Source organism: Ruegeria sp. AK11 (genome assembly GCF_056541095.1).
In genome coordinates this window covers 94,709-114,440 of sequence record NZ_JBQFXU010000009.1, presented here as the reverse complement: position 1 = coordinate 114,440, position 19,732 = coordinate 94,709, and the positions used below count along the sequence as shown (strand labels likewise).

The window sequence follows — 19,732 nt, the reverse complement described above, 5'->3', positions numbered from 1 at the left end:
TGGTGCAAAATGTGTGGGGCAAGCGGGGATTGTCAATGCGTTCCTTTGGCAGGCGGAAAAGCGACGTGATTTCAGCGTGATACCCGCACCTGATAGCAGGCAGAGCGTTCGATTGGGCAATCTTGTTTTCCGTCCAAATCAGCCTGCCAGAGACAACAGCCCGCCCGGCTGTCGCTGGATTCGTCCGTCCAGTTCAAGGTCGACCAGCGCTGGCCCCAGATCCCCTGCCGAGGCCGCAATATCGCGCAGCAACTGGTCTTCGGCGATAGGGGAAGGTCCCAACCGCTCAAGGATTTGCGCCTGCAAGTCCAGTACGGCAGGCCGTGGCTGCATGGCGGGCGGCAGCTCGGGATTTGCAAAGACCAGATCGCCTTGCTGCGGCAGGGCTTCGACAACGTCGTCTGCCGAACGGACCAGCGTCGCACCGTCCCGAATCAAAAGGTTGCACCCGGCAGCGCGGGCGTCGAACGGATGGCCGGGCACGGCCAGAACCTCGCGCCCCTGATCCAGGGCGTCACGCGCTGTGATCAGGCTGCCGGATTTCGCGGCGGCCTCGACCACCACAACAGCTTGGGCCAGGCCCGAGATGATCCGGTTGCGGCGTGGAAAATGCCTTGCCTGAGGTGTCACGCCCATTGGCTGTTCCGACAGCCGCAGTCCCTTGGTCGCGATTTTATGCGCCAGTTCCGTGTTCTCGGCCGGGTAAATGACATCGACACCGCCCGCCATGACGGCAACAGTGCCGGTGTCCAGCGACGCCATATGCGCCGACGTATCAATGCCGCGCGCCAGACCCGAGACAATCACATGTCCCTTTTCACCCAAGGCGCGCGCCAGACCACGCGCCATCCGTGCGCCCAGCGAGGAACAGTTGCGCGCGCCCACCATCGCAATCGCCGGTTTCTGCAACAGCGACACATCCCCGATGGCCCAAAGCAAGGGCGGGGCATCGGATAGGTCGTTCAACGCGTCGGGGAAATCTGCGGACCCAAGGCACAAAAGCCGCGCTTTGGCGGCTTCTGCGGCCCTGAGTTCCGCCTCGATCACGCCGGGGGGACAGGTTTCATACCCATCTATTCCGGCGGCGCGTGCCATTTCAGGCAGCGCGGCCAGCGCGTTCTGCGCCGAGCCATGTTCACGCAGCAGCCGACGAAACGTCGCCGGGCCGACCTTGCGCGAGCGCAACAGGCGAAGCCACGAAAACCGGTCCTCTTCCGTGGTGGGTGGGAGTGGGGGGTGATTGGAAGAAAGCTGCTCTTCGGTCATCCGTTGCTCCGCCTGATTGCAGAACTGGTTTACGGGACAGGGGGTTAACAGCCTCTGAATCGCAGATAATTAGCAGCGATTTTTCTGTATTTCTCGGAGAACACACCGGTTAAGTGTCTGAAAATAAATAAAAGAACATTTTCCAACCGGCGCTCAAATCAATGGCGTCGGTTGGAGTGCTATCGAATCAAAGTGGCGCATGGTTAACCCTGCGCCTGCCTTTGCGCTTCTCTTCCGCCTCAGGCCGCCGACCCGCCGACAGTCAACCCGTCCATCAGCACTGTCGGTTGACCCACACCCACGGGCACCCATTGACCGTCCTTGCCGCAGGTGCCCATACCCGGATCCAAAGCCATATCATTGCCAAGGCCGCGGATGCGCTTCAACGCCGAAGGCCCGTCGCCGATCAGCGTGGCGCCCTTGACAGGCGCTCCGATCTTGCCGTTTTCGACACGATACGCCTCGGTGCACGAGAAAACGAACTTGCCGTTGGTGATGTCGACCTGGCCGCCGCCGAATCCAACCGCCCAGATGCCGTCATTAATATCTGCCACCAAAGCCGCCGGATCAGCGTCGCCCCCCAACATGATCGTATTGGTCATGCGCGGCATGGGTTTGTGCGCATAGCTCTGTCGCCGCCCATTTCCCGTGGGTGCAACGCCCATCAGCCGGGCGTTTTGCCGATCCTGCATGTAGCCGGTCAGGATGCCATCCTCGATCAATACGGTGCGCGAACTGGGCGTGCCCTCATCATCCACAGTGATCGAGCCGCGACGGTCGGCAATCGTGCCGTCATCCACCACGGTCACGCCCTTAGATGCTATCTGTTGCCCCATCAGTCCGGCAAAGGCCGAGCTTCCCTTGCGGTTGAAATCGCCCTCAAGCCCGTGACCGATGGCTTCGTGCAGCAAAATACCGGGCCAGCCGGGACCAAGTGCAACCTCCATCACGCCGGCAGGGGCGGGAACCGCGTCCAGATTGACCAATGCGATGCGCAGGGCTTCGCGCGCCTTGGCCTGCCAGTCGGCAGGGTCGATCAACCCGCTCAGGCCAACCCGCCCGCCGCCACCGGCCGATCCGCTTTCGCGCCGCCCGTCCTGTTCAACAATGACCGAGACATTCACGCGCGTCATGGGGCGCACGTCACGCACCGTCACACCATCGGGTCGCAGAATTTCCACCTCCTGAACGGCGGCTGCGATCATTGCGCTGACCTGAACCACCCGCGGATCCAGGTCGCGGGCAAAGGCGTCAATCTCCCGCAGGGTTTCGATTTTCACCGGGAAGGCGGCGGATTCGATTGGGTCTTCGTCCGTGTACAGGCGCGTATTCGTGGGCCGGGGCGCTTCGGCGAGCGTTCCGCCTCCATCGCCAACCGCCAGTCGCGCGGTTTCGGCGGCACGTTTCAGCGCGGCAATCGATACATCAGTCGAATGCGCATATCCGGCAACTTCGCCCTGAACGGCGCGCAGGCCAAATCCCTCGGATGCGTCATAAGACGCGGTGCGAAGCCGCCCGTCGTCAAACACCAGAGATTCGGATTTCCGACGCTCGACAAACAGCTCTCCATCCTCGGCCCCGTCCGTTGCCGAGCGCAATATGGCCAGTGCTTCATCTTGCGGCAGGGCGCTCTCAAAGGGGCGAAACGTGGCTTCAGGCATGGGTTGCGACCTTTCGGGTTTGATCCAGATCAAAAATAGCGTCTGTTTGACGCAAGCATTTTGCTTTATCTACCCGCTGGAATATGGTTTTTAACGCGGCCAAAGACAACGGGAGAGGTGCGACCGATTCACACCTTTCCGTCAGGGACGCAAAGATCAAACGATCAGGACAGAACATGAAGAATGCTTTGATGCTTTCAGGGTTTATGACAGCCCTCTCCAGCCTACCCGCCATGGCTCAGGAGCTTGAGATTATCGGCAAGCCGGTAGACGGCGGCATGGGCTTCCAGCCCGCGGCCACCAGCCTTGCCACAGGAATCCAGAAGCTGGACGGCATGATTCTCGTGATCATCACCGCAGTCTGTCTGCTGGTTGCAGCTCTGCTGGTCTATTGCATCGTGCGCTACAATCAGCGCGCAAACCCGACCCCGGCGCGTTTCTCGCACTATACCCCTGTTGAAATCGCCTGGACCTTGGGTCCGATCTTGATTCTGGTGTTTATTGGCGCGTTCTCGCTGCCGGTTCTTTTCAAACAGCAGGAAATCCCGGAAGGTGACATCACCATCAAAGTCGTCGGCAACCAGTGGTACTGGACCTACGAGTATGTTGATCACGATTTCGCATTCGACAGCTATCTGCTGGGCCACCCGGCGACCCTGGACGAGGGCGCACGCCCTGCGGACGCGGACGTGACGCCGTTTGTTCTGGATGACGCAATGCGCGCCAAGCTGATCGATGCAGGCTACAGCGATGATGAATGGCTGTTGGCCACCGACACCGCTGTTGTCGTTCCGGTCGGCAAGGTCATCGTGATGCAGGTGACTGCATCCGACGTGATTCACTCGTGGACAATCCCGGCCTTTGGCGTAAAGCAGGACGGTGTGCCCGGACGTCTGGCCGAACTGTGGTTCCAGGCCGACAAGGAAGGCATCTATTTTGGCCAGTGTTCGGAACTGTGTGGCAAGGACCACGCCTATATGCCGATTACCGTCAAGGTCGTAAGCCAGGAAGTCTATGACGAATGGCTGCAAGGTGCGATCGAAGAATATGCGGGCCTGCCGCAAAGCTATCAGGTCGCCTCGAACTGAGTACGATAGGGGCGGGTTCAACCCCGCCTGACACAAATTTCGGGCTGCGCGGGCGATCCGCGCAGTTTTCGCCCCAGAAGGACCGGAAATGACCGACGCAAGCATCAATGCCAGCACTGCGACCGCCCGGGCGGACGAGGCCGGCTTTGGCGATTACTTCGCCCTGCTGAAGCCACGTGTGATGTCGCTGGTCGTGTTCACGGCATTGGTCGGCCTGTTGGCGGCCCCTGTTCCTGTCCATCCCTTCGTCGGATTCTGCGCCATCCTGTTCATCGCCATCGGCGGCGGAGCATCAGGTGCGCTGAACATGTGGTGGGATGCGGATATCGACCGTGTCATGAAACGCACCAAATCCCGCCCAATCCCTTCGGGCAAGGTCGAGGAAGGCGAGGCGCTGGCCGTTGGTCTGGCTCTGTCGGGTCTGTCGGTGATCATGCTGGGCCTTGCGACCAACTGGTTCGCAGGCGCGTTTCTGGCCTTCACCATCTTCTTCTACGTTGTCGTCTACACGATGTGGCTGAAGCGTTCGACGCCGCAGAACATCGTGATCGGTGGCGCAGCGGGCGCGTTCCCTCCGGTGATCGGCTGGGTGGCCGCCACGGGATCGATGTCGGTCGAGCCCTGGCTGATGTTTGCCCTGACCTTCATGTGGACGCCGCCGCATTTCTGGGCGCTGGCCCTGTTCATGCGCTCGGACTATGACGACGCGGGTGTGCCGATGCTGACCGTCACCCACGGTCGCCGCGCGACACGTGTCCATATCCTGGTCTATACAGCTCTGCTGGCTCTGCTGGCCGTTGGAACTGCGTTTTCGGGTATTGGCGGCCCGATCTATCTGACTGTTGCACTGGTTCTGAACATCCTGTTCCTGCGGGGCGCGTGGAAAATCTCGCGCCGGACCGAGGATGATTCCGAGGCAGATAATTTCAAGGTCGAACGCGGTTTCTTCAAGCTGTCGCTGCTGTATCTGTTCCTGCATTTCGGTGCCGTTCTGGCCGAAGCCCTGCTGAAACCCTATGGTCTGGGGGGATGGTCATGAGCCTTCGCAAAGACCACGAGCTGCATCAGCGCCGGTTCAGCCGCAATCTGGGAGTCGGCCTGACCCTGGCCGCCTTTATCGTGATCATCTTTGGCCTGACCATCGTCAAGGTCTCGGGCACTGATTTCAACAGGGCGACGCAAGAGGTTCAGAACTGATGGCGTTGTCCGGTCCTCAGAAAACGGTTTTCCAGACTGTTGGCGTGGTTGTCCTGATGGGCAGTCTGGCCTGGGCGTCGGTGCCGTTCTACAACTGGTTCTGCCGGGTGACCGGATTTGGTGGCACCACCGGTGTTGCCGAAACTGCCCCCGATACCATTCTGGATCGCACCGTTACCATCCGTTTTGACGCGTCCAAGGCCAAGGACATGGAATGGGAATTCAAGCCGGTCGTGCGCGAGATGGATGTGCGCATCGGCGAAACAGGTCTCGCGTTTTACGAGGCCTTTAACCCGACCGACCGCCCCATTGCCGGGCAGGCGTCTTACAACGTGGCGCCCTATTCTGCGGGTGGGTATTTCCAGAAGATTGCCTGTTTCTGCTTTGAAGAGCAGGTGCTGCAACCCGGCGAACGCGTTGAGATGCCGGTGACTTTCTTCGTCGACCCGGAAATGGTCGAGGATCTTGAAGCCAAGTATGTTCATACGATCACGCTGTCGTATACATTCTACGAAATTAACCTGCCCGAGGGCTATGTCGCCCTCGATGCGCAGGCAGATACAAACACGAACTAACGCCTGTAGGTGAGGGACGCTGATGGCACACGCTAAAAACCACGATTACCACATTCTGGCCCCGTCGATCTGGCCTCTGATCGGCGCCGTCGGCGGCTTTGTCATGCTGTTCGGAGCCGTTCTCTGGATGCAAGGCATCACGCCCTTCATGTTCTGGGCCGGTCTGGCAGCTGTGCTTTACACGATGTTCGCCTGGTGGTCGGATGTGGTTGCGGAAAGCCGTCAGGGTGATCACACGCCTGTTGTCCGCATCGGTCTGCGTTACGGCTTCATCCTGTTTGTCATGTCCGAGGTGATGTTCTTCTTCGCCTGGTTCTGGTCGTTCTTCAAACATCGCATGTACCCGATGTACGACTATGCCGGCACCGAATACATTCAGCCGGATATTCATGCGGTTGACCCGTTCCACCTGCCGCTGATCAACACTCTGGTCCTGTTACTGTCAGGCTGTGCGATCACCTGGGCACACCATGCGCTGGTGCACAACAATGACCGCAAGGCGCTGGTACAGGGTCTGGCCATCGGTATCGCACTGGGTGTTGCGTTTACCTTCCTGCAGGGCTTTGAATATTATGAGCTGCTGGCTCACGAAGGATGGAAGTTCGGCGGCGATCAATTCTATTCGAACTTCTTCATGGCAACCGGTTTCCACGGTGCGCATGTGATCATCGGTACCATCTTCCTGACAGTCTGTCTGATCCGCGCCCTGAAAGGGGACTTTACGCCCGAGAAACATGTCGGTTTCGAAGCCGCAGCCTGGTACTGGCACTTCGTTGACGTTGTCTGGCTGTTCCTGTTCTTCGCCGTTTACATCTGGGGTCAAGCTCCGCTGATGTAACGCCGGTCAGGTGATCCAATTGCAAAAGCCGCCCTATGGGGCGGCTTTTTCTCTATGCGGGGCGTAAGATTGCGCCCCATACAATTGCGTGGTTGCAATTCAGCACGCGCGCCCCTTAACAAGACGCCGGTTCCTGCAAAGAAGTTTGGTCCTGACATGCGCCGTATCCTGTTCCTGCTGATCTTCGGCCTCGCTGGTTTGGGCGTGCTGTTGTGGTTGGGTTTTTGGCAGGTGGATCGCTTGGCAGAGAAAGAAGGCCAACTCGCCGATATCGAAAGTCGTATCTCTGCCGAAGCGGTTTCTCTACCCCAGCAAGTTTTCGAAGACGAAGACAAATATCTGCCCGTAGCAATCAAAGGAGAGATGGTGCCGGGGGAAATCCATGTTCTGGTTTCTGTCAAGCAGGTGGGGGCGGGGTACCGGATCATTCAGGCTTTCAACACCGAAGATCGCACTATTCTAGTTGATCGGGGTTTTGTCCCGACAACTGCGAAGCAGACCGAACGTCTGACCGGTCCGATGGAGATCACCGGCAATCTGCACTGGCCAGATGAAATCGACAGTTACACGCCCGCACCTGATCTCGACGCCAACATCTGGTTCGCCCGCGATGTGCCCGCGCTTGCGGGTGCACTGGGCGCGGAACCGGTTCTGCTGATCGCCCGTTCGCAAACCGATCCGAATGTGACGCCGCTGCCGGTGGACACGGCGGGCATACCAAACGATCACCTGCAATATGCAATAACCTGGTTTGGTCTGGCTCTGGTCTGGGCCGCGATGACCGGATACTTCCTGTGGCGCAGCCGTGCCAATTCTGAAAGTGACGCGACATGAAATATATCTCGACCCGCGGGCAGGCGCCCGAATTGACGTTTGAAGAGGCGATGTTGACCGGACTTGCCCGCGATGGTGGCCTGTATCTGCCCGCCGAAATCCCGGTGATGTCGCAGGACGAGATCGCGGCGCTGGCCGGATTGCCCTACGAAGAAATCGCATTCCGCGTGATGTGGCCCTATGTCAGCGGCTCATTCGCCGAGGATGAGTTCAAGGCGATCATCGCCCGCGCTTACGAAGGTTTCGGCCACGATGCCCGCGCGCCATTGAAGCAGCTGAACGAGAACCACTTCCTGCTGGAACTGTTCCACGGCCCCACACTGGCCTTCAAGGACTTTGCCATGCAGCTGATCGGCCAGTTGTTCCAGGTAGCGCTGAAACGCCGTGGTGACCGTGTGACCATCGTCGGCGCGACCAGCGGGGATACCGGTTCAGCCGCGATCGAGGCGTTCCGCGGGCTGGACGCGGTGGATGTGTTCATCCTGTTCCCGCATGGCCGCGTGTCCGAAGTACAGCGTCGACAGATGACCACGCCTGCGGACAGCAACGTGCATGCTTTGGCCGTTGATGGTGATTTCGACGATTGTCAGGCCGCGCTGAAAGACATGTTCAACGATTTCGACTTCCGCGACGGCGTGAAACTGGCGGGTGTGAACTCGATCAACTTTGCCCGCGTCTTGGCGCAGATTGTTTATTACTTCTCGGCTGCCGTCAGCCTTGGTGCGCCGCACCGCAAGGTCAGCTTCACGGTGCCAACCGGCAACTTTGGCGACATCTTCGCTGGCTATCTGGCCAAGCGTATGGGGCTGCCGATTGACCGCCTTGTGGTGGCGACCAACCAGAACGACATTCTGCATCGCTGCCTCTCGGGCGAGGGGTATTTCAAGGGCGAGACTATCCCCTCGATCAGTCCGTCGATGGACATTCAGGTCAGCTCGAATTTCGAACGCGCGCTCTATTATGCCTATGGCGAAGATGGCGGGGCCATCGCACAATTGATGGATGAGCTGAAACAGGGTGGCTTCAATATCAGCCAGGGCGCGATGGAAGCGCTGCGTGAGAATTTCGATTCGGGCCGGGTGTCCGAAGAGGAAACGCTGGCCACGATCAAATCCACGCTGGTGCACAGCGCCGAACTGGTCTGCCCGCACACCGCCGTGGGCATCAAGGTCGCAGAAGAGCACCGCGCGGCAGACGTTCCGATGATCACGCTGGCCACCGCGCACCCGGCGAAATTCCCGGCAGCGGTCGAGAAGGCAAGTGGTGAACATCCGCCTCTTCCCTCCCGCATGTCTGATCTGTATGAACGTCCGGAACGGGTGACCCGCATCGCCAATGACCTGGGTGCCCTCGAGGATCATATAAAAAGGCACATCGCTGAGTGACTGTCAGACAAGACCAACTGAAGAACGGGTTTCGTATCGTCAGTGAACATATGCCGGGGCTGCAATCTGCGGCCATCGGCATCTGGGTAACCGCCGGTGGGCGGCATGAGCGGATCGAGCAGAACGGTATCGCGCATTTTCTTGAACATATGGCGTTCAAGGGAACCGAGCGCCGTTCGGCCTTGCAAATCGCCGAGGCAATCGAGGATGTGGGCGGCTATATCAACGCCTATACCTCGCGCGAGGTGACGGCATATTACGCACGCGTCTTGAAGGACGACGTGGCACTGGCGATGGATGTGATCGGTGACATCGTTCTGAACCCGGTATTTGATCCGCGCGAGATCGAGGTCGAGCGGGGCGTGATCCTTCAGGAAATCGGTCAGGCCCATGACACACCCGATGATGTGATCTTTGACTGGCTGCAAGAGCAGAGCTATCACGACCAGCCCCTGGGCCGGACGATCCTGGGCCCGACGGAGCGGGTCAGTGCTTTTTCGCGTGATGACCTGTCGGGCTTTGTGACCGAACATTATGGCCCCGAACAGATGATCCTGTCCGCAGCAGGTGCTGTGGATCACGACATGCTGATGAAACTGGCCGAAGAAATGTTTGGCCATCTGCAATCCCGTAAAGGTCTGATCCCCGAGGTTGCACGCTTTACCGGCGGCGAAGCCCGGCAGGTAAAAGAGCTGGAACAGGCACATTTCGCCCTGGCGCTGGAAAGTCCCGGCTATCGCGACGACGCGATCTATACGGCGCAGATCTATTCGACCGCATTGGGCGGTGGCATGTCCTCGCGCCTGTTTCAGGAAGTGCGTGAAGCACGTGGGCTTTGCTACACGATCTTTGCGCAGACCGGTGCCTATGCCGATACCGGAACAACCACTATCTATGCCGGAACCTCGGCCAATCAGGTGGCCGAACTGGCGACGATCACCATCGATGAGATGAAGCGCGCCGCCGAGGACATGAGCCCCGAAGAGGTCGCCCGAGCCCGTGCCCAGATGAAAGCCGGGATGCTGATGGGGCTGGAAAGCCCGTCGAATCGGGCCGAGCGTCTGGCGCGGCTGGTGCAGATCTGGGGACGGGTGCCCTCGCTGGAAGACACGGTTGCCAAGATCGATGCGGTCAGCACCGAGGACGTGCGCGCCTTTGCCGAAACCATGGCCGTTCAGGCCCCGGCGGCGCTGGCGCTTTACGGACCGGTCGCAGACGCACCGACATTGGCGGACTTGCAGGAGAGGCGTGCAGCGTGATGCTGTTGGGCAGACGCAAGCTGAAACTCGAGACCGCGCGGCTTAGCTTGCGTCCGCCTGTACATTCCGATTTCAACGATTGGGCGGCGTTGCGGCGCGCCTCAAAAGGTTACCTGACCCCGTGGGAGCCGATCTGGGCCAAGGATCACCTGAGCCGCAAATCCTTTACCAATCGGGTCTACTGGGCTCAGCGCTCAGTCGCGAGTGGCACAGCAATTCCGCTTTTCCTTTTTCGCCGTGAAGACAATGTGTTGGTCGGGGCGATCACGCTGGACAATATCCGGCGCGGCCCTGCGCAGGCCGGAACCCTGGGTTACTGGACCGGTGAATCCTTTGCCCGTCAGGGATACATGCGCGAAGCGATTGGCGCGATGGTACATCACGCCTTTACCCGTCTGGATCTGAGCCGGATCGAAGCCGCGTGTCTGCCGGAAAACCGGGCGTCGCGCGGTTTGCTGGAAAGCTCGGGCTTCAAATATGAAGGCGTGGCGCAGTCTTATCTACAGATCAACGGGCGATGGCGGACGCATGTTCTCTATGCCAGCCTGCGGTCCGACCGGCGTGGCAAGACGGACGCGGGCTAGGGGGGCTCTGCCCCCGGTCGCGGCAAGCCGCGCCTCCCCCGGGATATTTTTGGCCAGATGAACAAGGGGCATGACTTGGTGACGATCTGCGCTACACTTCGGGTATGCGCTGGTTGGTTGCAGCATTGATGGTGATTTCGGGCGGGGCCGTGGCGCAGGAGCGGCGGCCGAGCCATTGTATCGCCATCGCCGAGGCGGCGCCGGGGATCGAATATCTGCACAAAGCTGCATGGCAGGACCCGGTGCCGGAGTTTTCGGTGCGCATCAGCTATATCGCGCATGCCGCTTTTATGATCCAGACCCGTGGCGGGTTGAATGTGGTGACAGACTTTACCGGGTTCATCGGCAGTGCCGATCTGATTCCCGATGTGGTGACAATGAACCATGCCCATGACACCCATTGGACGGCGCATCCCGACCCGGCGATCCCGCATGTCCTGCCGGGATGGGGAGAGTTCGGGCAGGGGATCGAACATCACCTGGATCTGGGCGAGATGCTGATACGCAATGTCCCAACCGATATCCGCTCGGCCTATGGCGGAGTTGAGGAACGCGGCAATTCTATCTTCGTGTTCGAGGTCGAAGGGCTGTGTATCGGCCATCTGGGACATTTGCATCATGTACCGTCAGACGAACAGTTTGCTGCGCTGGGTCGGTTGGATGTGGTCATGGCCGCCGTCGATGGCGGAACAACCATGCCCTTGCCCGACATGATCTCGGTTCTCAAGCGGCTGAAAAGCTCGGTGATCATTCCGATGCACTGGTTCTCGGAGTTTTCGCTGGATCGCTTCCTCGTGGATATCCGGGATGAGTTCCCGGTCGAACGTGACGGCGTGTCCGAGATCACCGTCTCTCTGCGTGACTTGCCGGACCGTCCAACCGTTGTCGTGCTGGAGCCGCGCTATCTGATTGATCTGGAATAAGGCTTGCCGTGGTGGGATCGGTTGGGCATTGAAAGCGTATGAGTCTGAACCCCGCTGATGACCGCATTGCCACGCTGATCCGCTCGAAACTGGGCGATCACGTGCTGCGCCCGGTGACCGACCGGTATCTGGAAGAGCCGCGTGGGCGACTTGTCGGACAGGCTGGCCTGCTGGCCTTGCCCCGCACAACCGAGGAGGTCTCGGTACTGGTGCAGGTGGCGTCCGAAATGCGTGTTCCGGTGGTGCCTTATGGCGGCGGAACCGGTCTGGTCGGGGGGCAGGTAATGCCGCATGGGCCAGCGCCCCTTGTGATTTCGCTGGAACGGATGACCGCCATCCGGTCCGTCTATCCCACCGAATACGTACTGATTGCCGAGGCCGGCGCCATTTTGCAGGATGTCCAAGCCGCGGCCGAGGCGCAAGACCGCCTGTTTCCCTTGACGCTGGCGGCGCAGGGATCCTGTCGGATCGGGGGCAACCTGTCCACCAATGCCGGGGGCGTCAACGTCTTGCGCTATGGCAATGCGCGCGACCTGTGCCTTGGGCTCGAGGCCGTTCTGCCCAATGGTCAAATCTGGCAGGGTCTCAGCCGGTTGCGAAAGGACAACACAGGCTATGACCTGCGCAATCTGCTGATCGGGGCCGAGGGCACGCTGGGGATCATCACCGCAGCCGCGCTCAAGCTGTTTCCCCGGCCTGCCGCGATCGGGACGGCGATGTTTCAGGTGGCGTCACCCGAGGCTGCCATTTCCCTGCTGGCCCAGGCGCGTGATCGCGTGGGCGAGGCTGTCAGCACTTTCGAACTGATCCACCGGCAGGGGCTGAAGTTCTTGTCCGAGGTTCTGCCGGATGTCCGGCAACCGTTTGAAACACCGCCAGAGTGGAGCGTTCTGATCGAATTGGGGCTGGCCACGGGGCAGTCTCCGTCCGACGCGCTGGAGGATATCTTTGTCCACGCGCAAGCGCTTGGGCTGGTGCAGGATGGCGTGATTGCACAAAGCGAGGCGCAGCGTGATGAGTTGTGGGCCGTGCGCGAGCGAATCCCCGAGGCCAACCGCCTGATCGGCTCGGTGTCGAGCCATGATATCTCGATCCCGATCTCAGAAATTCCGGAATTTGTGCGCCAAGGGGAAAAGTTGGTTTCCGGTCTCGGGCAGTTCCGGATCAATTGCTTTGGCCATCTCGGGGATGGCAATCTGCACTACAACGTCTTTCCCCCCAAGGGGCAGCGCCGCGCGGAATTTGAGGGTCAGAGCGCTGTGGTCAAGCGGGCCGTGCATGATTTGGTCCATGCCTTTGATGGTTCGGTCAGCGCGGAACACGGCGTGGGCCGCATGAAAACGGACGATCTGGACCGCTATGGCGATCCGGTAAAGCTGGATGCAATGCGGACCATCAAGGCGGCGCTGGACCCCTTGGGCATCATGAATCCCGGCGCGGTGCTGAAGGCGTGAACCCGGCTCTGACTCTTGTTAAGAAATCCGAAGGTTGCCGCGTTAAAGCCCTTCGAATTCGCACAGGACATGCACGTCCATGCCCATATCTTCCAATACTTTGCGCCCGCCGAGGTCAGGCAGGTCGATAATGAACGCGCATGAGACGATCTCACCGCCCAAACGCTCGATCAGTTTGATGCCCGCCGCCGCAGTGCCGCCTGTGGCCAGAAGGTCGTCAACGACAAGGATTTTTTCGCCTGGCTGGATGGCGTCATCGTGGATCTCGACGATCGCTTCACCATATTCCAGCTTGTAGTCCTGGCTGATCGTTGTGCCGGGCAGCTTGCCTTTCTTGCGGATCGGCACGAAGCCCAGGCTCAGCTGATGCGCAATCGCCCCCCCAAGGATAAAGCCCCGCGCCTCGAGGCCGACAACCTTGTCGATGCGTTCCCCGGCATAGGGGTGCAGCATCTGGTCAATGGCCATCCGAAATCCGCGCGGATCGGCAAACAGCGTCGTCACATCGCGAAACAGAATTCCTTCATGCGGAAAGTCGACAATCGTCCGGATGTAGTCTTTGACAGTCTTGTTCCTTGACATGAACCAACCCTTTTCCGCTTCAAATACCAAAACGTGTTTGGCCCAAGAGGGTTAGCCATGCAAGGAACAATTCATTCGCACGATCACCAGCGGCACGAAACCACAGCCTTGGGCAATCCGTAATACCGGTGAAGCGTGGCAGGTGGCCAAGACAGGTGCGGCTTGTGCATTTGCGTTGATCTCGCAAAAGAAAGGCCCCAGACGGTTTGAAGGTTCATTGCCATTTCCGTTCCGGTGCTGTTAAGTGCTCGATAACGACAATCACTATGCTATGTATACACAATGCATCTCCTGAATTAACAAGCATTTGCTAGGAGCAACGCGCGTGCCAAAGAAAGACGGCAAGGGATCGACGAAGAAAAACAGCCAGCTGGTTCTGCGTCTGGACAAGGATGAGCGCGACGCGTTTGTCGAGTTGTGCAGGGAGCTGGATACATCAGCTGCCCGCGAAATCCGCCGGTTTATCCGCGGGTTCATGAAGGAAAACGCCGAAAACTGAAGAAGGGGTCAGGCCGGGCGGCGCAGAACTGACGTGGCGAAACCCATCCCGATCAGAGTCAGCCCGCCAAACCGCGTCATCCCGGTGATCACGCTGGCGCGGCCAATCAGCCGCCGCAACCGGTCGGCCAGCAACGCATAAGCCAACGCGTTCAGCCAGGCTAGCCCGACAAAAGTGGCAATCAGGATGGCAAATTGCGGCCCCAGTGGTTCAGCCGGGCGCAGGAACTGCGGCACAAAGGCGATGAAAAAGGCGATGGATTTCGGGTTCAGTGCCGTGACTGCGGCCGCGTGTCCAAACACGCTGCCGGGGGTGACATCCCGCCCGGTCGCGACCGTTCCCAGACCGTTCGCCGGGGCGCTGCGCAGCAGTTTAACCCCAAGCCAGACCAGATAGGCCGCACCGACCCATTTGAGGACGGAAAACAAGGTGGCCGAGGCCAGAACAAGCGCGCCTAGCCCCAACAAAGATGCGGTCATCGCCACAAGATCCCCCACAGCGACCCCCGTGGCCGAGGCCACGGCAACGCTGCGCCCCTTGGACAGCGCATAGCTCAGCACCAACAGCACGGTCGGGCCCGGGATCAGCAGCAAGGCGGTGGATGCGGCAACAAAGGCCAGCCAGAGTTCCAGAGACATAAGGGTCAGCTCGCAATACGTTCCTTTGGTATCGCTATAGCCAAACTACCGGTGCTTGACAATTTTCATGGCGACCAGCTTTCGGGCCCGCCAAAGCAGTCCGATCAGGCCCAGACTTGCACGAAAACTGATACCAGTGCGATCCTTCACAACCGTCGCATTCTTGCGGCGAGTATCCGGCAGAAAGAACCCGCATCCCCTGTGCCCGGACAGTTACGGGCGCAGGGTCGATGTCATGCTTGGACGCTTGCATAACGTGATCCGGGAACCCGAACTGCTGGCGGCGATGATGCCTGATGCGTCGCGCGGAACCTAGAGAATCCGCCCCGCCACCGCGTCCAGTTTGGCCAGCAGCACCGGATCGCGCTTTTCGGGCGCGGTGAGGATGGCATATTCTAGCGCCCGGTCACAGCCATGCGGACAGGGCGCGCGGTCGGTCCCCAACAGGATGGGAAGGCCTTTGACCAGTGCACGGCCCTTGTCGGCATTGCCGGTCAGGGTCGCAATGATGGTGGTCACATCCACCTCGCCATGATCCGGGTGCCAGCTGTCAAAATCGGTGACCATCGCGATTGAGGCATAACAAAGCTCGGCTTCGCGGGCGAGCTTGGCTTCGGGCATGTTGGTCATCCCGATCACGTCGCAGCCCCATTGCTCGCGATACATCTTCGATTCCGCCAGAGACGAAAACTGCGGCCCTTCCATCGCCAGATAGGTGCCGCCGCGATGGATCGTGATACCGGCAGCCTTGCCTGCGGTCTCACAGGCGTCCGACAGGCGCGGGCAGGTCGGGTGCGCAACGCTGACATGGGCGACGCAGCCTGTTCCGAAAAAGCTCTTGTCGCGCGCAAATGTCCGGTCGATGAACTGATCGACGATGACAAAATCGCCCGGTGCCATGTGTTCGCGAAACGACCCGCAGGCCGAGACCGAGATCACATCCGTCACACCAAGCCGTTTCAGCGCGTCGATATTGGCGCGATAGGGCACATCGGTGGGCGAATGCACATGCCCGCGCCCATGGCGCGGCAGAAAGGCCATTGCGACACCGTCCAGCGACCCGGTCAGAATCTGATCCGAGGGCGCCCCCCAAGGGGTATCGACACTGACCCATTCCGCATTTTCCAGCCCATCGATGTCATAGATGCCTGATCCGCCGATAACGGCAATCCTGGTTTGGGTCACTGTCCTGCTCCGCCTGAAATACTGATATTGAATTTGTGCGGGTTCGGCCCGAAATTGACAAGAGGTCTATTCCTGTTTCGCCAGCAGGTTACGCTGTTGAGATTGCGTATTGAAATCCGCCCACGCGGCTCCAAACTCATCCAGCGGCCACGTCAGGTCCTGCGATTGACCATGCCTGTCACGAAACTCAAAACGATACGCATCCCCGTTCAGCATGGCATCCAGCAGGCTGTCGGCGCGATGATCCTCGAATGTGCAGCTTAACCCTGTCAGGCACCCGGGGCGCCGCGTGCGCCAGATCACATCCTGATCTTTCTCTATGCGGAATCCAGAAGGGCTGAAGAAGGTGCCGGGCTCAATCCCGAACTCGATTTTGAAACCATCTGGTTCAGGTGTGATGAACATGAATTGCGCCGCAAATTTCGGACGCAAGGAAAACACCTCGGCGCGCCTTATGTAGCAGCGCTTCACCAAAGTACCGGCTTCCTCACGCTCGTCACAAATCGAATTCCAGATGCCGAAAATTTCATGGTGCGTGACACGCCAGTTTCCAGCCGTGTCATTCCCTTGCAAGTCCTGTGCAAAGGCGGGCAGGGCCGATAGAAATATAAGGGCAATCCAACGCATGAACTCACATTTGGGTGCTTGATCCGGGTGCCGCAAATCACGTTGCCGAGAGGCGAGTTATGCGCTGTGCGCATGGCTGCATCCCACCTCCTGCGGTGGCTTAACAGCGGCGCGCCCGCTACAACGACCCCTTCGCGCGAACATAAAATCCTTTAGGACTGTCCAATGCCCCGAGCCTTGCTGGCAAGTTTTGCCAACCGTATCGCCATACCCGATCTGCGCTGGGTGCCGGATGAGGGGCTGACCTTCTCTCGCTTGCGGATCGAGCTGCTGTCCGGCCTGACCGTGGCCCTCGCACTGGTGCCAGAGGCCGTGGCCTTTGCCTTTGTGGCAGGCGTGCACCCGCTGGTGGGCCTTTATGCCGCTTTCCTTGTGGGGCTCATCACCGCGCTGATCGGCGGGCGACCCGGCATGATCTCGGGCGCGACGGGCGCGCTGGCGGTCGTCATGGTGGCTTTGGTGGCCGAACATGGGGTCGAATACCTGTTCGCGACGGTGGTTCTGATGGGGATACTCCAGGTTATCGCCGGGGCGATGCATTGGGGCCGCTTCATCCGACTGGTGCCGCACCCGGTGATGCTGGGTTTTGTGAATGGCCTGGCCATCGTGATCTTTCTGGCCCAGATGGGCCAGTTCAAGGTGCCGGGCACCATGGAAAACACCGGTCACGGCATGGGCGGTGGAGAATGGCTCTCCGGTGCGCAGCTATACACCATGCTGGGCCTTGTGGCACTGACCATGGCGGTGATCTGGGCGGTGCCGCGCATCACGCGCATCATTCCTGCGCCTCTGGCCGGTATTCTGGTTGTCGCTGCGCTGGTGATCGGTCTGGGTCTGGATGTTCCGCGCGTCGGTGATCTGGCCTCGATCGAAGGTGGTCTGCCTGCCTTCCACATCCCGATGGTTCCGCTGAGCTGGGGCACGCTTGAGATCATCCTGCCCTACGCCGTCATTCTGGCCGCAATTGGCCTGATTGAATCCCTTCTGACCCTGAACCTTGTGGGCGAGATTACCGGCAAGCGCGGCGGAGCCTCTCAGGAATGTATCGCGCAGGGTGCGTCGAATATCGTGACCGGCTTTTTCGGTGGCATGGGTGGCTGCGCGATGATCGGTCAGTCGATGATCAACGTGAAATCCGGTGGCCGGACCCGTATCGCCGGGATCGCCGCGGCGCTGTTTTTGCTGACCTTCATCCTGTTTGCCTCACCGCTGATCGAGCAGATCCCGCTGGCCGCGCTGGTTGGGGTGATGTTCATGGTGGTCATCGGCACCTTTGCGTGGAACTCGTTCAAGATCCTGCGCAAGGTTCCACTGACCGACGCCTTTGTCATCGTTCTGGTCACCGTCGTGACAGTGATGGAAGACCTCGCGGTTGCTGTTGTGGTCGGTGTCATCGTGTCGGCTCTGGCCTACGCTTGGAACAACGCCAAGCGCATCCACGCCGTCACCCGTGAGTCCGCGACCGAAAAAGGGGCGAAGGTCTATGAAATCCAGGGGCCGCTGTTCTTTGGGTCATCGGATGGCTTTATCGAACTCTTCGATGTGCCGAATGACCCGGAAACCGTCATCGTCGATTTCGCTGAAAGCCGTGTGGTGGACCAGTCGGCGTTGCAAGCCATCGAAAATATCGCGGCCAAATACGAGGCAGCAGGTAAACGCGTCATGTTGCGCCACCTGAGCCGGGATTGTCACAAGCTGTTGAACAAGGCAGGCCACCTGATGGTCGACAGTGACGATGACCCGGATTACGAACTTGCCGTCGATTACTCGGTCCGTACCGGCATTCTGGGCGGCCACTGATCCATTTGCGAGGCTCTGCCTCGCGCTCCGGGATATTTGAAGCCAGATGAATGAAGGATCCCTGCTTCATCTGGCCAAAAAATATCCCGGGGGAGCCGCCCGGAACGGGCGGTGGGGGCAGAGCCCCCGACACCCTCAATCATCCGGGCGACTGAGCGAGAACAGCTCGGACACGACCGAATAGTCCCGGTACCCAAGCCGCGCCAGAGGTTTGAACGAGGTTACGTCGAACTTGCCCTCTCGGATGTGGTCGTCGAGCAGATGCACGCCTGTTACTTCGCCGAACACGACGCGGTTGGCCGCGCCCGGCAGAGTGACGATCTGGGTCAACTTGCATTCCAGTGCTGCCGGGGCGCCTTGTACGCGGGCGCAGGGTATGGTTTCACATTCGACCGGGGTTAATCCGGCATGGGCAAACTCGTCCACCTCCTTGGGAAGGCTGGCCGAGCTGGCGTTCATCGCATCCTGATGCGCAAGGGCCACGACATTCACGCAGAATACACCTGTCGCCTCGATATTGGCGATACTGTCCTTGCCGCCGATCTGATCGTGTTTCGTGCCGGTTGTGGCAAACATTACTTGCGGCGGTGTGTAAGCAACCCCGTTGAAAAAGGAATAGGGTGCCAGATTGTTGATCCCATCCGCATCACGGGTCGATATCCAGCCGATCGGGCGTGGCGTGATAATGGCGTTGAACGGGTTGTGCGGCAGGCCGTGGCCGTCTTCGGGGCGGTAGAACATCATATCTCCAAGCGTTTGCCCAAGGCGTAGCGAAGTGCTAGGGCGATTTCCAGCAAGGAAACGAGGGCGGGTGTGCAGCAATTCGGGATCAGGCCAGAAGAGCCGGACGATTGGTGGGAGGTCGAAGCCCTCTATGACCTGTGCTTTGCGCCGGGCCGTGAGGCGTTGTCGTCCTACCGGTTGCGCGATGATGTGCCGCCGGTTTCTGACCTGTCACTGGTCGCGCGCGACGGTCAGGGCATTCTGGCCGGGGCGATCCGCTTCTGGCCGGTCCATGTCGGTGAACACGACGCATTGCTGCTAGGCCCGGTTGCCGTACACCCAACCCACCAGGGCGAGGGTCTGGGCGGTTATCTGATCCATGCCGGTGTCGAAGCCGGGCGTAAGCGCGGGTGGCAGCGGGTCATGCTGGTCGGTGACGAACCCTATTACAGGCGATTTGGTTTTGCGCGGCTGCAAGGTGTCGAGATGCCGCCGCCCACCAACCCGGACCGGGTTTTGGGGCTGGAACTGATGCCTGGTGTCTGGTCCGGAGTTCAGGGGGCTGTCACCCGCTGGACCCGCTGACCTATTGAATCGGCGTGGCTTAACGCCGA

The 19,732-nt window shown here is 59.8% G+C and carries 22 protein-coding genes; 15 read left to right on the top strand and 7 right to left on the bottom strand.

Annotation, left to right across the window (positions count from 1 at the left end; all coding sequences use genetic code 11):
- Nucleotides 1-138: 138 nt before the first annotated feature.
- A complete protein-coding gene (gene dprA / locus ACR0D9_RS16990; RefSeq protein WP_480488495.1) occupies nt 139-1,266 on the bottom strand; it encodes a DNA-processing protein DprA in 1,128 nt (375 codons plus the stop codon).
- 239 nt (nt 1,267-1,505) lie between these two features.
- Nucleotides 1,506-2,927: a metalloprotease TldD gene (tldD, locus tag ACR0D9_RS16985; protein ID WP_480539573.1), complete on the bottom strand. Its 1,422-nt coding sequence runs from the start codon at nt 2,925-2,927 to the stop codon at nt 1,506-1,508.
- 176 nt (nt 2,928-3,103) lie between these two features.
- Between tldD and coxB the strand changes: the two genes are divergently transcribed.
- The 11 genes from coxB to ACR0D9_RS16930 all read left to right on the top strand — a co-directional run bounded on the left by coxB (nt 3,104) and on the right by ACR0D9_RS16930 (nt 13,064).
- Nucleotides 3,104-4,015 carry a cytochrome c oxidase subunit II gene (gene coxB, locus ACR0D9_RS16980; RefSeq protein WP_209505589.1) on the top strand — a complete coding sequence of 304 codons (912 nt, stop codon included), beginning with the start codon at nt 3,104-3,106 and terminating at the stop codon, nt 4,013-4,015.
- Nucleotides 4,016-4,103: 88 nt separating this feature from the next.
- On the top strand, nt 4,104-5,054 hold the full coding sequence (gene cyoE, locus ACR0D9_RS16975) for a heme o synthase (RefSeq protein WP_209505591.1): 951 nt from the start codon (nt 4,104-4,106) through the stop codon (nt 5,052-5,054).
- Nucleotides 5,051-5,212 carry a hypothetical protein gene (locus ACR0D9_RS16970; RefSeq protein ID WP_267363054.1) on the top strand — a complete coding sequence of 54 codons (162 nt, stop codon included), beginning with the start codon at nt 5,051-5,053 and terminating at the stop codon, nt 5,210-5,212. Before cyoE ends, ACR0D9_RS16970 begins: the two co-directional genes overlap by 4 nt.
- Nucleotides 5,212-5,787: a cytochrome c oxidase assembly protein gene (locus ACR0D9_RS16965; protein WP_480488490.1), complete on the top strand. Its 576-nt coding sequence runs from the start codon at nt 5,212-5,214 to the stop codon at nt 5,785-5,787. The genes ACR0D9_RS16970 and ACR0D9_RS16965 overlap by 1 nt, the downstream gene beginning before the upstream one ends.
- 22 nt (nt 5,788-5,809) lie before the next feature.
- The gene (locus ACR0D9_RS16960) at nt 5,810-6,625 is read left to right on the top strand and encodes a cytochrome c oxidase subunit 3 (protein ID WP_480539570.1); all 816 of its coding nucleotides are present in this window, start codon (nt 5,810-5,812) and stop codon (nt 6,623-6,625) included.
- A gap of 156 nt (nt 6,626-6,781) precedes the next feature.
- Nucleotides 6,782-7,459: an SURF1 family protein gene (locus ACR0D9_RS16955; protein WP_480539568.1), complete on the top strand. Its 678-nt coding sequence runs from the start codon at nt 6,782-6,784 to the stop codon at nt 7,457-7,459.
- Nucleotides 7,456-8,844: a threonine synthase gene (thrC, locus tag ACR0D9_RS16950; protein ID WP_480539566.1), complete on the top strand. Its 1,389-nt coding sequence runs from the start codon at nt 7,456-7,458 to the stop codon at nt 8,842-8,844. The genes ACR0D9_RS16955 and thrC overlap by 4 nt, the downstream gene beginning before the upstream one ends.
- Nucleotides 8,841-10,103: a M16 family metallopeptidase gene (locus ACR0D9_RS16945; protein WP_480539564.1), complete on the top strand. Its 1,263-nt coding sequence runs from the start codon at nt 8,841-8,843 to the stop codon at nt 10,101-10,103. Before thrC ends, ACR0D9_RS16945 begins: the two co-directional genes overlap by 4 nt.
- Nucleotides 10,103-10,687, top strand: coding sequence for a GNAT family N-acetyltransferase (locus ACR0D9_RS16940; protein WP_209505614.1), 585 nt, complete (start codon nt 10,103-10,105; stop codon nt 10,685-10,687). The genes ACR0D9_RS16945 and ACR0D9_RS16940 overlap by 1 nt, the downstream gene beginning before the upstream one ends.
- A 104-nt stretch (nt 10,688-10,791) precedes the next feature.
- Nucleotides 10,792-11,610 (top strand): MBL fold metallo-hydrolase, encoded by an 819-nt coding sequence (locus ACR0D9_RS16935; protein WP_209505616.1) that lies wholly within the window; start codon nt 10,792-10,794, stop codon nt 11,608-11,610.
- Nucleotides 11,611-11,648: 38 nt separating this feature from the next.
- A complete protein-coding gene (locus tag ACR0D9_RS16930) occupies nt 11,649-13,064 on the top strand; it encodes an FAD-binding oxidoreductase (RefSeq protein ID WP_480488484.1) in 1,416 nt (471 codons plus the stop codon).
- A 42-nt stretch (nt 13,065-13,106) separates the two neighbouring features.
- On the opposite strand, the gene ACR0D9_RS16925 is transcribed toward ACR0D9_RS16930, so the two are convergent.
- Nucleotides 13,107-13,646: an adenine phosphoribosyltransferase gene (locus tag ACR0D9_RS16925; protein ID WP_209505620.1), complete on the bottom strand. Its 540-nt coding sequence runs from the start codon at nt 13,644-13,646 to the stop codon at nt 13,107-13,109.
- A 325-nt stretch (nt 13,647-13,971) separates the two neighbouring features.
- Here ACR0D9_RS16925 and ACR0D9_RS16920 point away from each other — a divergent pair, with 325 nt between their 5' ends.
- Nucleotides 13,972-14,145 carry a hypothetical protein gene (locus ACR0D9_RS16920; protein WP_209505622.1) on the top strand — a complete coding sequence of 58 codons (174 nt, stop codon included), beginning with the start codon at nt 13,972-13,974 and terminating at the stop codon, nt 14,143-14,145.
- A gap of 8 nt (nt 14,146-14,153) precedes the next feature.
- On the opposite strand, the gene ACR0D9_RS16915 is transcribed toward ACR0D9_RS16920, so the two are convergent.
- The gene (locus ACR0D9_RS16915; protein ID WP_480488482.1) at nt 14,154-14,783 is read right to left on the bottom strand and encodes a LysE family translocator; all 630 of its coding nucleotides are present in this window, start codon (nt 14,781-14,783) and stop codon (nt 14,154-14,156) included.
- A 136-nt stretch (nt 14,784-14,919) separates the two neighbouring features.
- Here ACR0D9_RS16915 and ACR0D9_RS16910 point away from each other — a divergent pair, with 136 nt between their 5' ends.
- Nucleotides 14,920-15,099 carry a hypothetical protein gene (locus tag ACR0D9_RS16910; RefSeq protein ID WP_480484386.1) on the top strand — a complete coding sequence of 60 codons (180 nt, stop codon included), beginning with the start codon at nt 14,920-14,922 and terminating at the stop codon, nt 15,097-15,099.
- Here ACR0D9_RS16910 and ACR0D9_RS16905 read toward each other — a convergent pair.
- Both ACR0D9_RS16905 and ACR0D9_RS16900 read right to left on the bottom strand, forming a co-directional pair.
- Nucleotides 15,096-15,968 (bottom strand): S-methyl-5'-thioadenosine phosphorylase, encoded by an 873-nt coding sequence (locus ACR0D9_RS16905; RefSeq protein ID WP_480484387.1) that lies wholly within the window; start codon nt 15,966-15,968, stop codon nt 15,096-15,098. The genes ACR0D9_RS16910 and ACR0D9_RS16905 overlap by 4 nt on opposite strands.
- A 66-nt stretch (nt 15,969-16,034) precedes the next feature.
- Nucleotides 16,035-16,595 carry an invasion associated locus B family protein gene (locus tag ACR0D9_RS16900; RefSeq protein WP_480484388.1) on the bottom strand — a complete coding sequence of 187 codons (561 nt, stop codon included), beginning with the start codon at nt 16,593-16,595 and terminating at the stop codon, nt 16,035-16,037.
- 165 nt (nt 16,596-16,760) lie between these two features.
- On the opposite strand from ACR0D9_RS16900, the gene ACR0D9_RS16895 reads away from it, so the two are divergent.
- On the top strand, nt 16,761-18,395 hold the full coding sequence (locus tag ACR0D9_RS16895; protein ID WP_480539562.1) for a SulP family inorganic anion transporter: 1,635 nt from the start codon (nt 16,761-16,763) through the stop codon (nt 18,393-18,395).
- A 135-nt stretch (nt 18,396-18,530) separates the two neighbouring features.
- Here ACR0D9_RS16895 and ACR0D9_RS16890 read toward each other — a convergent pair whose 3' ends face one another.
- On the bottom strand, nt 18,531-19,136 hold the full coding sequence (locus ACR0D9_RS16890) for a flavin reductase family protein (RefSeq protein WP_480484413.1): 606 nt from the start codon (nt 19,134-19,136) through the stop codon (nt 18,531-18,533).
- A 72-nt stretch (nt 19,137-19,208) separates the two neighbouring features.
- On the opposite strand from ACR0D9_RS16890, the gene ACR0D9_RS16885 reads away from it, so the two are divergent.
- The gene (locus tag ACR0D9_RS16885; protein WP_267363076.1) at nt 19,209-19,703 is read left to right on the top strand and encodes a GNAT family N-acetyltransferase; all 495 of its coding nucleotides are present in this window, start codon (nt 19,209-19,211) and stop codon (nt 19,701-19,703) included.
- Nucleotides 19,704-19,732: the final 29 nt, after the last annotated feature.